Raw genomic sequence first — 12,213 nt, 5'->3', positions numbered from 1 at the left:
CGCTCGACGGCTCGTGAGTGTCTATGAAGCTCCGGCCGGTCCACCACCGAGTGGATCGACCTCCGAGAGCGTTGCGCCCGCAAGCAGTTGTTCGAGGCGTTCAATACGATGCCGATGGGGCGTGGTGATCGCGTAAAAGTGCTCCTGGAGTTCCGGCGTCTGACCCACGCTGACCAGCATACCCTGCCGTAACTCGTCCTGCACGACCACTTCCGGCAGCACCGTAAGCCATCCGCTGTCGCGCGCAATCAGACGCAACATCGCCATGTCGTCGACCTCCGCCCTGATCCGCGGTTTCACACTTGCCGACGCGCACAACGCATCGAAGCGGGCCCGCAGCGCATGGCGCGCGCCCGGCAATGCCACGTCGAGGCCGCCCAGGTCGTCCGGCACGCGCAAGCTGCGGCCGTGCCAGACGCTCGCCGGCCCCACCAGCGAGATGGCTTGACTGCCGAGAAAGCTGCAATGGAGCGGTCGGTCGGGGTCGGACGGCAGCGGCTCGTTCGCCAGCACGATGTCCAGCTGATGCTGCAGCAGCCGCTCGATGAGGCCGTCGAGCATCCCCGACTCGAGCGTGAGCGTCACGCCCGGATCGCTCAGAAGCGGCCGGATCCAGTTTTCCTGATAGTTGCGGGAAACCGTGGCGACACTGCCCACACGCAATCGCAGCATGCCTTCCGAGCGTCCCTGAAGCCTGCCGAGCATCTCCTGCCCAAGGCCGAAAATGTTTTCGGCGTACGTGAGGACCATGCGGCCCGTGTCGGTCAGGATCAGCCGCCGCTTTTCGCGCTCGAACAGCGCCTCGCCCAGCCGGTCCTCCAGCTGCCTGATCTGCGCGGAAAGGGCCGATTGAGAGATATGAAGCTCGCCTGCCGCCTGAGTCAGATGGCCGGTTCGGGCCACCCGCCAGAAGTAGAACAGGTGATGAAAGTTCAGATGTTCAATCCGCATCGTTCTCTTTTATCAATGTTTTCGTTCTATAGAATATATTTTACAGAATAATTCGCATCGAACATCATGGCGCGCATCGTTTCGCGAGATGTTTGCCATGCCCGTCACCCACGTCGTTTCATTCGTCTGCGCATTGGCGCCCGCCGTGCTGATGTCGACAGCCGCCGCTCTGCTCGGATTCCGTCCCGATGACAGCCGCGCCGTGTGGAAACCGTTCCACTGGCTCGCGGCGATCGCGTTGCTGGTCGCGCTGATCCAGCCGGTCGTGCTCGCAACGGCCGCGCCGCCTGCCGCCAACATTCACGACGGCGCGTGGACCGCGTGGATCGAAGTGACCCCGCTCGCCGCGTGGATGGCCGCGCTGGTGCAGTTGCTCGGGACCGTGATCGGCGTGTTCTCCGGGCGCTATCTGCATGGCGAACCGGGCCAGCCGCGTTACGCCGCTGCATTCGCCGGCGTGCTCGCGTCCGTGCATGTGCTGTTGCTGTCCGGTCACTGGCTGCTGCTGATCGCGGCATGGGCCGGCGTCGGCGTGTGGCTGCGCGATCTGCTGTGCTTCTACCGGGATCGCCCGTTCGCGCGACTGGCAGCCTACAAGAAGCAGATCGTCGACCGGTTGGCCGATCTGTTGCTGCTCGCGGCGGCTGGCCTGGCGTGGGCGGAGGCGGGCGGCGGCACGTTCGCCGCGCTTCGGGATCACATTGCCGCGTACGGCGCGTCGACACCGTTGCAGGCGAGTGCAGTCTGCCTGGTGCTCGCGATCGTCCTGCGCACCGCGCTGTTCCCGGTCCATGGCTGGCTGATCCAGGTGATGGAAGCGCCGACTCCGGTGTCGGCGCTGCTGCATGCAGGCGTCGTCAACCTGGCGGGTTACCTGCTGATGCGCTTCGCACCGCTGCTCGCCGTCGCGCCGGCCGCACGCTGGCTGCTGGTCGGTTTCGGGCTCGGCACCACGTTCCTGGCCGGATTCGTCATGCTCACGCGCATCAGCATCAAGGTGCGTCTGGCGTGGTCCACCGTGGCGCAGATGGGCTTCATGGTGCTCGAGTGCGGCCTCGGCCTGTATCAGCTGGCTGCGCTGCACCTGATCGGTCATTCGCTCTACAAGGCGCATACGTTTCTTTCCGCGTCGTCGGCGGTGCAGAACACGCGACTGCAGATCATGCGCGGCCGGCGCGACGCAGCCACACCGAGCCTGGTGCTTGCGCCGGCCGCGAGCCTCGTCGTCGTCATGCTCGTGCAGATGCTGGCGCCGACGGGAAGCTGGCCGTGGTGGTGGAGCGGCGTGCTCGCGCTGGCGTGGGCGCCGCTGCTGTGGATTCCGGTGACTGAAGGAGACGAGCCCGCCCGCGCGTGGACGCACGCGGGCTTCGGCGCCACGCTGATCGCCGGCTATACGGCGGTGGCCGCGCTGGCGCACAAGCTCCCGCTCGGCGTCGCGGATACGCCGTTCAACGTCGCGGGCCCGGTCGCGCTCGCGGGCATGGCGCTGCTCTATGTCGGCCTGGCGGCGCTGCAACGCTGCCCGCGCCGCTTTGCGACGTGGCGGCGCTGGAGCTACGCGGGATTCTATGTGGACGAGTTCTACACGCGCTTGGCGTTGCGTATCTGGCCGGCCCGCTGGGCGCCGCACGACGCGGCCCACGCGCCGCGACCGGCAGCGACGAGCAGCGCGCCCGGCCTCACCGAACGATGAGCCGCTGATCCGGAGAATCACATGAGCACTGCAACACTCGAACAACGCGCCAAGCGCGGTGAAGCGCCCCGGGCGAACGATGCCGGCCGCTGCGCGCATCCCGCCGACGGCGCCCGCCGGGGATATCCGCGCGAGCGGATCGATGCGGCATGCGACGCGGCATGCCGGTCGATTGCGCCGGCCTGGCCGCTCGATCGCGCGATCGCCGTCAATCCTCACTGGGAACGCATCGGCCGCCCCGTCAGGGAAATTGCCGCGCGGATGGCCGTGCTGGCCGACATCAAGGTGTTCCCTCCGCGCGAGCAGATCCGATCCGCATGGGAATCCGCGCGCATCGCGCCGGCGGACTTGCGATATGCATTGCAGGCTCTGCCCGCCGCACAGGCGGCCGGCATGACCGAGCGCATCTGCATCGACGCGTTGGCGCGCCCGCTCAACCTGCCCCGCCTGCCGTTGCTGATCGACGTGCTCGACGACGATCCATTGCGTCACGAGCGCCTGTCGTGGCGCCAGGCAATCACGCATCAGGTCAGCCAGACCTGCGCGGCCTACTTCGACGAGCATCAGGCCGACTGGCGGCCGCATCATGACCAGAGCCTCTATGCGTTCTGGCGCGACACGATCTCACATGATCACGGCATTGGCGTGCTGATGGGCCTGCCGCGTCTCGGTCAGTCGCTCAGGGCGCTGCCCGCCACGCGACAGGAGGCCGAAGCGTGGGTACTGGAGCGACTCGGTTTGCCCGAAGCCGTGTGGCCGGACTATCTGGAGGCGGTGCTGCTGACCGTCAACGGCTGGGCGTCGTGGTGCGCGTACCTCGGCTGGCAGGCCCGGTTGGCCGGCGAGTCCGACGAGCACCTGCGCGATCTGCTCGCAATACGGTTGGCATGGGGCGTGCTGTTGCTCGACTGCAAGGACGATGCGGCGGCACGCCGCGCGTTTGCAGCCGTGCAAGGCCACTGGCGCGATTCGGCTGCGCTGCTGGCGGACGCGCAGGCGCGGCTGCTCGTCGACGAGGTGTGGCAACTGGCGTTCGAGGCCGGCTACCAGCGTGAACTGGCGGGCAGGCTCGGCGCGGTCGGCCGGCCGCAGACGATTCCGGAAGCCGCAACGCCGGCCGAAGAGATCGAAGTCCAGGCCGCGTTCTGCATCGACGTTCGTAGCGAACCGTTGCGGCGCGCCGTCGAGTCGATTTGGCCGGCGGTCCAGACGATCGGGTTCGCCGGATTCTTCGGGCTGCCGGTCGCTTATACGCCGCTGGCCACGTCGGCGCGCCGCCCGCAGCTTCCCGGCCTGCTCGCACCGTCGCTGGAAGTCACCGATGCGGTATCGGGGCCCGCCGGCGAAGGCGGCGGAACGATGCGGGCAGCTGCGAGCACGGCCCGCCGCACGCGGTTCGCATTGTCGAATCAGGCGTCTGCGGCGACCCGGTTGCCGGGCACCTCGTTCTCGTTCGTCGAGGCCGCGGGGCTCGGTTATCTGGGCAAGCTGCGACAATGGCTGAAGCCGTCCCGCAACCCGCGCGTTCGCGACGACCTCGCCGGGCTGCCGCCCCGTTACAAGGCGGTTTGCCGCCCGGCGCTCGTCGGCATCGACGATCAGGCCAAGGCCGATCTGGCCGCGCGCATCCTGCATGGCATGGGCATCGCGCGATCGCTCGCACCGCTGGTGGTGCTGGTCGGGCATGCCAGCCAGAGCGCGAACAACGCGCATGCCGCGGCGCTCGACTGCGGCGCCTGCTGCGGCCAAAGCGGGGAAGTCAATGTACGCGTGCTCGCGCAGCTGCTGAACGATCGCGTGACGCGCGCAGGTCTCGCGCAGCGCGGCATCGACGTGCCCGACGACACGACTTTCGTCGCAGCGCTGCACAACACCACGACCGACGAGATCGAAGGCTTCGACGTCGACCTCCTCAACCCGATCGCCGCAGCGCGCTGGGCCAAGCTGCTGAGCGTCTTCGGCCACGCGAGCGACCAGGTGCGCCGCGAGCGTGCGGTGCGTGTCGGCCTCGACCCGCGCATGGAAGGCGGCCGGTTGCTGGCCAGCCTTCGCGAACGCGCGAACGACGGCGCTCAGACTCGCCCCGAGTGGGGACTGGCCGGCAATGCCGCGTTCATCATCGGGCCGCGCACGCGCAGCCACGGCGCCGTGCTCGACGGCCGCTGCTTCCTGCACGACTATGATTTCACGCAGGATACGGACGGCAGCTTGCTGGAACTGCTGATGACCGCACCGATGCTTGTCGCGCACTGGATCAATTGGCAATACCATGCGTCGACATGCGATCCCGCGCACATGGGCTGCGGCAACAAGGTCCTTCACAACGTCGTCGGCGGGCATATCGGCGTCTTCGAAGGCAACAGCGGCGACTTGCGCATCGGCCTTTCGAAACAGTCGCTGCATGATGGCCAGCGCTGGATGCACGAGCCGTTGCGCCTTACCGTGATCATCGACGCGCCCGGCGAATCGATCGAACGCGTGATCGACCGGCATCCGACAGTGCGGCATTTGATCGACCACGGCTGGCTTCATCTGTGGCGTTTCGGCGAGACGGGGTTGCTGCGTTTTTCCGATCGACAATGGCACCCGTTGGCGATGGGCGCTGATCCGGCCACCCGGCAATCGCGTTGACGGTGCACGTCGTCGCCCGCACGTGCGGGCGGCGAGCCATGGTTCGTGTCGCGGGCCAACCTTCGAGTCTCGGCTGCTCCACGTCACGCCGACGCCGCTCCCGAATCCTGTTGAGCGGCCAGCTTCCCGCTACGCATTCTTCTGCGAATCGACGCGCTTGACGGATTCAAGCGCACGCGCGCGCGCGGCCTGGTGATCCACGATAGGAAACGGATAAGTCCGACCGAGGCTCACGCACGCATCGTGCAGCTGTTCCGCCGACGCGGTCCACGGCGCATGAATTTTCTCTGCCGACATCTTCGACAGTTCCGGCACCCAGTGACGCGTGTATTCGCCTTGCGGATCGAATTTTTGCCCCTGAAGAACAGGGTTGAAAATCCGGAAATACGGTGCTGCGTCGGCGCCGCTTCCCGAAACCCACTGCCAGCTCGCGGGATTGCTGGCCTCATCCGCGTCGACCAGCGTGTCCCAGAACCATGCTTCGCCTTCGCGCCAGTCGATCAGCAAATGCTTCGAAAGAAATGACGCCGCGACCATGCGCACGCGATTGTGCATCCAGCCGGTGTGCCACAACTCGCGCATGCCGGCGTCGACAAGCGGGTATCCGGTGTGCCCGGTTTGCCATTTGCGCAGTGCGTTCGGATCGTCGCGCCACGGCATGGAGTCGAACTGTCGGCGGAAATTGACCTGATGCAGCGGCGGGAAATGATAGAGCAAGTGATACGAAAATTCCCGCCAGCCGATTTCGCTGAGGAATTTGTTCAACGGCCCGCTTTGCGGATCGCCAAGATCCGCCTTGCGTGTGCGTTGCATCGCGCTTGCCGCCGACGATGCCGCATACCACACCTGCCGAACCGATATGTTGCCGAAGCGAAGATACGGCGAGAGCCTGCTGGTTGCATGCGCGGCCGGCAAATCGCGCATGTCGGCATAGTCGCGCAGCGAGTGCTCCAGGAACGCGTCCAGTCGCTGCCGGGCGGCTTCCTCGCCGCAGCGCCAGGTCAGACGCAGGCCGCTCGCCCAGTCGGGCGACGTCGGCTGGAGCCCGAGCGCGCGAAGCGTGCAAACATGCGGCGTGACGTTGTGCGGAACCGGAAAAAACGCAATCCGCGAGGGTGCCGGCAGCGGCGGCGGCGGGGAAAGATCATCGCGACATGCGGCTCTCCAGTACGCACTGAATACCTGGTACGGCAATCCTTCGCGCGTCAGCACCGTCCAAGGCTCGTGCAGCAGATGGCCATTGAAGGTCGATACAGCGATTCCGCGGCCGACCAGGTCCTGTTTGATCGACGCGTCCGTTCCGGTTTGCGCTTTCGAGTAACGACGATTCCATACAACCTTGGCGGCCCCGATCCCGACCGCGAAGTCGCGGATGGCTTCATGTTCGTCGCCGCGCAACACGATCAGCGAGCCGCCTAGCGCGGAAAGCGCGTCATCGAGTTTGCCCAGCGATTCGTGCAGCCACCACCGTTGCGCACCGCCCATCGGGCGGCGAATCGACGGGGCAGGGTCGTGCACGTACACGCAGACGACGGGATGGCCGCTGGCGACCGCGTGACACAGTGCGGGATTGTCGCCGAGCCGCTGGTCGTCGCGAAACCATACGACGACGGGGCGGGATTCATACGGCAATTCGGAGCTTGTCATGTGGGTTACGTGAGAAGTGGCAAGAGGGACGTGAGGGTGACCGCAGGCGGCGCGGGCACGAAATGCTTGTGGTTCGATTCATTCGACGCGGTTATCGGGCGCGGCCGTCCTGCATGCCTTCGTTTCCGCCTATCGGCGCAGAACGGGGCGTTATTCCGTCCCAATGGCTGCCGAGCGCGACCGAGGCCGGCAAGATGCACGCCCAGCCGGTTGCGATCACGAGGAGCGCCGCAGCCGGCGCGTCGAAATGAACGGCGCCGAGCGCCGCACCCGCCCGAAAGGACGCCGGACCGGCGCATGCGCCGACGAGCGCCGCAATGATCGGCCGCCCCCGGAGCCAGCGCAACAGCGTGTTGAGCTGAATCGCGAACAGCGCCCACAGCGCCGCGAGCCAATACGGCGCCGTGCCGTTGAGCAACACGCCGTTCGGGTAGTCGAGCAGGCCGGAATGCGCAACGGCGCTGTCCCATAACCATCCGGTCACCGTCACCGTAACGACGAGGCGCGCTTCGCTCGACGGCCGGCGGGCGAACAGCAGGTGGCCGGCCGTTGCCGTCAGCGCATAGGCGACGCCCCACGCGGCGCGGTGCGATGCAGCCGTCATCACGCACAGGAGCCACCCGATCTGGGTCGTCGCGAGATAGACGCACGTGCGAGCATTCAGCGCGGGCGTGCGCGGCGTTGCTCGATTTCGGACACTTGTCATGATCGCGCGGGATGCGTAACGGCGTACGCGCCACATCGCGTGCGCCGGCCAAAGCGTGCCGGCGCGCTCGACAACGAGCGACACAGGCCCGGCCGCCACGCGGATGTCGCCGCCGCGGAACGGTCGCAGCTAATGCGCCCACCGTACACGGCCCCGATATCGTCAGACGAGCGGTTCCGTTGGCGGATGATGGCTTTGCAGGGAGCGATTGTCGGCATGCGGGATCGATTTTCGTGTCGTTTTACTCTTACGACGCCGCATTGCGTCCGGATGCACCATTGGGAAAAAAAGATCCGCACGCGCTCGGAGTCGACTGGCCGGGATTCGCGCACGCCGCGGGTCCGGACGGCCGGCGGCCCGAGCGGGTCGGCACGCTGACGATGAGCATTCGATCGCAGCATCGCCAGGGCGGCTGCCCGCTGTCGCGCGCCGCATGCATCCGCTTGTGCGCGCGGGCCGTAACTCCCGTGTCAGGCGCCATGTGGGGGCCGGAATCTTCCGTTACGGAGATTTGAATGAACGTCAAAGTGGGACTGGCCGTGCTGACGATCCTGCTCGCGGTCGGCCTGCTCGCCGCGTGCAGGCCGGCGCGGCTCCTGAACGCGCTGTCGCCGCGATACACGTTCAGCCTGTTCGCGGATATTCCGTACGGTTCCGGCGAGCGCCACGTGCTCGACGTGTATGTGCCGACGCGAGTCATGGACGACTGGCCGGCCGATTCGGATGCGGGCGTCCCGGTCGTTGTGTTCTTTTACGGCGGAAGCTGGCAGTCCGGTGAGCGCAAGGACTATCTGTTCGTGGGCGAGGCCCTGGCCTCAAGAGGCTTCGTTGCGGTGCTGCCCGACTACCGCACGTATCCGGCGACCACCTTTCCCGGTTTCGTCGACGACGCCGCGCAAGCGGTGGCGTGGGCGCGCGCGCACGCAAGCGCGTTCGGTGGCGATCCGCGTCGCCTGATTCTGATGGGGCATTCGGCGGGCGCACAGATAGCCGCCTTGCTTGCGACCGACGGTCGCTATCTGGCTGCCCGGCAGATGCACAAGCGTGACATTGCGGGCGTGATCGGGCTGGCCGGCGCGTATGACTTCCTGCCGCTGCACGATGCCATGCTCGAACGGGTCTTCCCGGCGGAAGTGCGCGCGGCGAGCCAGCCGATCCGATACATCGAGGGCGCCGAGCCGCCGATGTGGCTCGCCGTTGCGGAGAACGACATGGTGGTGGAGCCCGGCAACACGTACCGCTTTGCGCGCGCGTTGCAGAGCGCGGGTGACGCGGTCGCGGTCATGCGTTACGCGAACCTCGGCCATGCGACGATCGTCGGTGTGCTGGGCGCGCCGTTGCGCGGAAGAGCGCCGGTGCTTGACGATCTGTCCGCGTTTGTGCGCCGCGTCGCGCAGGCGTCGCACGCCGGAGCCGCGAGCGGGCTGGTGTCGGCATCGGGCGCGGCCGCGCGGTCGGCCGTGTCGCTGCGGTGATCGACGGGGCAGCGTGCGTTGCACGTGCATCCCGTTGCTCAACGCTGGCTTGCGGTTCAGGCGGGCAGTCGGCCGTGAGCGAACCGCGACACGGCCACGCCCGTCATTCGCACCTCGCACGCGACGCCGTGGCCGGCGCGTGCAACGTGCGGCCCGCCTGGCGGGCGGAGCTGCGTGCGCTACTGCGCTTTCAGGTCCGGCGTCGTTCCGCCCAGTCCCTCTTCGCGCAGGATCACGGCAAGTGCGGTCTCGAGCAATTCGGCTGCCCGGTTCGCCGCGTCTCCGAGATGGCGGTGCAGCAGCGCATCGGCGGGCGAGCGCGATACGCATTCGTCGCTGTATCGCTCGAACGCGCTGAGCTGCATGATCAGTTCGGACAAGTGACGCGGGCACTCGCACTTGACGGTGGTGGACAGGCCGCTGAGCGACGCGAGCGTCGTCTCGTCGAAGCGACGCCGCGTGCGCAGCCACAGCCCGCGATCGGCATCGTTGGACTGGCGTGCCTTGACGACCGCTTGCGCGAGTTTGGAGATGATGGACGCAGGATTGGTCTGACCTTCCGTCGAGCGGAACAGCTCGAACCCCGACAGCCGCGCCAGCTCGATTGCCTCCGCGGTGCCGAATGCATACACGACGGCGACGGCCTGCGCATTGAGCTTTTGCGCGGCGGTCGCGAGCTGCGACACGACATCTTCGTGGAGCGACGTGGTCGTTGCGATCAGCGCATCCGCAGCTTCACCCGCGTGTTCGCTCGCGTCGTCAATCGAGTCGAGCTGCATGGCGATCCGGAGGCCCATTCGCTCGATCGCCGATTCGGAGATCGGCAACGCGCCGACGACCGCGAGGCTCACGCCTTTTTCGGGCAGCGCGGGGCCGTGCGTGCTCGTGAGCGACATCGCCTCGAGCTCCTCGCGGCTCAGCGTGGCAATCGTGCCGATCGCGTGGCCCTGGTTCACGAGCGCCTTCAGCAGGCGAATGCGCTGGACGTCGTCGTCAGAGTACAACCGTTGCCCGGATGGCGTTTTGGGCGGCGCAACCACGCCGTAGCGCCGCTCCCAGATCCTCAGCGTGGCTGCTGGCATGCGCGCCAGGCGCGCGGCTTCCCCGCTGCGATAGCGGTGAGGCGTGTCGCGATCCTTGCGAGGGGGCATCGTTGTTCTCCTGAAGTCGACGGAAGGTTGTCTCAGAATTGTACGCAGTCTGGATTAAATATGAAGCAGGAAGGCGATTCAATGTGCGGAAATGTCGTCCGGGAGGTGTTTCGCGAAGCGGGATGTGGCTGGAATGCTGCACCCCGCCGCGGTGCGGTGAAGCGGCAGAGCCCCAACTGCCGGTGCAGCATGGTGCGCGCGATGCCGCGGCGCGCAAGGCGCGCACGCAGCGCCGATGCGCTGATGCGTCGACGGATTACCGCGTGCGGCGTCCCGCGCGCCAGCGATATGGCCATCCCGGCCGCCCCCGAAACGGAACATCCATGGCGGAGCGTCCCATGAAGACTTTAAGGCTTGTCCTCGGCGATCAGCTGGACTGGACTCATCCGTGGTTTGCCGATGTCCGGGCCGACACGTTGTACGTGCTGATGGAAGTTCGGCAGGAGACCGACTACACGCTTCATCACGCGCAGAAGCTGATTGCGATCTTTGCGGCGATGCGCCGCTTTGCGACGCTGTTGCGCGACGCGGGTCATCATGTGCACTACATCGAGATCGACGATCCGTTCAATCGTCAGGCCATTCCGGCCAACCTGGACAGTGTTGCCGCGCTTCACGGCGCCGCGCGCATCGAGTACCTGCTGCCGGACGAATGGCGCGTCGACCGGCAACTGAGCGAGTATGCGGCCGTGGCCAGCGTGCCGGTTCGCGCGGTCGATACCGCGCATTTCTACACGACGCGCGACGAGGTGGGACGTGTGCTCGGAACGGGCCGCGCGTGGGTCATGGATCGCTTTTACCGAAGCATGCGCGTGCGGCATCGCGTATTGCTCGACGGACACGGGCGGCCGGCAGGCGGGCAGTGGAACTACGACGCCGAAAACCGCGACGCGTGGTCCGGCACACCCGCTGAGCCAAGCGACTGGCGGCCGCATCACGATCATCGCGCGCTGTGGGATCGTATCGTGGCGGCGGGCGTGCGCAGCTTCGGGGAGCCGTCGGCCGGCGACTTCCGCTGGCCCGTCGATCGCGTCGAGGCGCTCGCGTGCCTCGACGCATTTATCGAGCACGCACTGCCGTCGTTCGGGCAGTTCCAGGACGCGATGCACACAAGTGCGCGGCGCCTGTTCCACTCGATGCTGTCGTTTGCGCTCAATGTGAAGATGTTGAATCCGCGCGAAGTCGTCGCGCGCGCCGAGCATGCGTATCGGACCGGTGCGGCGCCGCTTGCCGCGGTCGAAGGGTTCATCCGGCAGATCCTGGGCTGGCGCGAGTTCGTGCGCGGAGTGTACTGGGCGCGCATGCCAGGCTATGAAACGAGCAATGCGTTCGGTCATCGCCGTCCGTTGCCGCAGTGGTTCTGGAACGGGCGCACGCGAATGGGCTGCATGGCGCATGCGTTGCGGCAGTCGCTCGAAGACGCGCATGCGCACCATATCCAGCGGTTGATGGTGATCGGCAACTTTGCGCTGCTGGCCGGGCTGGATCCGCACGCGGTGCACGAGTGGTATCTCGGCGTCTATATCGACGCATTCGAATGGGTCGAGATGCCGAATACGCTCGGCATGAGCCAATACGCGGACGGCGGCGCGATGGCAACCAAACCGTACGTTTCCAGCGCCGCGTACATTCATCGGATGAGCAATTACTGCAAGGGCTGTGCGTACGACCGCAATGCCCGAACCGGTGCGCGTGCGTGCCCGTTCAACGCGTTGTACTGGGATTTTTTCGCCCGGCACCGCGACGCCCTGCAACACAACCATCGGCTTGCGATGGTCTATCGGCAGCTCGCACGTTTCGATGCCGACGCACTCGACGCGATTCGGATGCAGGCGGATGGCATCGTGCGGAATATCGAGTCGCTGTAGGTCTTCGCGTATTCGGCCGATGCCGTTGAGAACGGCGGATGCGATGGTGATGCGTTGCGAGTGCGCGATCCGTTTTGGCTCGCGAATG

At 66.5% G+C, this 12,213-nt stretch carries 8 protein-coding genes; 4 read left to right on the top strand and 4 right to left on the bottom strand.

The genetic code is table 11. From position 1 onward, the window contains the following. Window positions 1–21: 21 nt before the first annotated feature. Window positions 22–951 carry a LysR family transcriptional regulator gene (locus tag WK25_RS17565; protein ID WP_038570926.1) on the bottom strand — a complete coding sequence of 310 codons (930 nt, stop codon included), beginning with the start codon at window positions 949–951 and terminating at the stop codon, window positions 22–24. A gap of 97 nt (window positions 952–1,048) precedes the next feature. Here WK25_RS17565 and WK25_RS17560 point away from each other — a divergent pair, with 97 nt between their 5' ends. Both WK25_RS17560 and WK25_RS17555 read left to right on the top strand, forming a co-directional pair. Then, a complete protein-coding gene (locus tag WK25_RS17560) occupies window positions 1,049–2,647 on the top strand; it encodes an NADH-quinone oxidoreductase subunit L (RefSeq protein ID WP_059547915.1) in 1,599 nt (532 codons plus the stop codon). A gap of 21 nt (window positions 2,648–2,668) precedes the next feature. Beyond that, window positions 2,669–5,278, top strand: a complete 2,610-nt coding sequence (locus WK25_RS17555) for a YbcC family protein (protein WP_069242227.1) — start codon at window positions 2,669–2,671, stop codon at window positions 5,276–5,278. Window positions 5,279–5,407: 129 nt separating this feature from the next. Here the strand turns inward: WK25_RS17555 and WK25_RS17550 are convergent, their stop codons facing one another. Both WK25_RS17550 and WK25_RS17545 read right to left on the bottom strand, forming a co-directional pair. Continuing rightward, window positions 5,408–6,925 carry a cryptochrome/photolyase family protein gene (locus WK25_RS17550; protein WP_069242226.1) on the bottom strand — a complete coding sequence of 506 codons (1,518 nt, stop codon included), beginning with the start codon at window positions 6,923–6,925 and terminating at the stop codon, window positions 5,408–5,410. Window positions 6,926–7,016: 91 nt separating this feature from the next. Next, the gene (locus tag WK25_RS17545; protein WP_081011801.1) at window positions 7,017–7,631 is read right to left on the bottom strand and encodes a DUF2878 domain-containing protein; all 615 of its coding nucleotides are present in this window, start codon (window positions 7,629–7,631) and stop codon (window positions 7,017–7,019) included. Between the two features lie 515 nt (window positions 7,632–8,146). Between WK25_RS17545 and WK25_RS17540 the strand changes: the two genes are divergently transcribed. Next, entirely contained in the window at window positions 8,147–9,106 is a 960-nt protein-coding gene (locus WK25_RS17540) for an alpha/beta hydrolase (protein ID WP_069242225.1), read from the top strand. Between the two features lie 179 nt (window positions 9,107–9,285). Here WK25_RS17540 and WK25_RS17535 read toward each other — a convergent pair whose 3' ends face one another. After that, a complete protein-coding gene (locus WK25_RS17535; RefSeq protein ID WP_059547900.1) occupies window positions 9,286–10,257 on the bottom strand; it encodes a MerR family transcriptional regulator in 972 nt (323 codons plus the stop codon). A gap of 338 nt (window positions 10,258–10,595) precedes the next feature. Between WK25_RS17535 and WK25_RS17530 the strand changes: the two genes are divergently transcribed. Then, complete coding sequence (locus tag WK25_RS17530; RefSeq protein WP_069242224.1) at window positions 10,596–12,125, top strand: cryptochrome/photolyase family protein; 1,530 nt, start codon at window positions 10,596–10,598, stop codon at window positions 12,123–12,125. Window positions 12,126–12,213: the final 88 nt, after the last annotated feature.

The organism is Burkholderia latens (assembly GCF_001718795.1).
In the GTDB taxonomy this organism is placed as follows: Bacteria; Pseudomonadota; Gammaproteobacteria; order Burkholderiales; family Burkholderiaceae; genus Burkholderia; species Burkholderia latens_A.
Note: the sequence above shows the minus strand (reverse complement) of the source record. Positions and strands in the feature narration are given on the sequence as shown.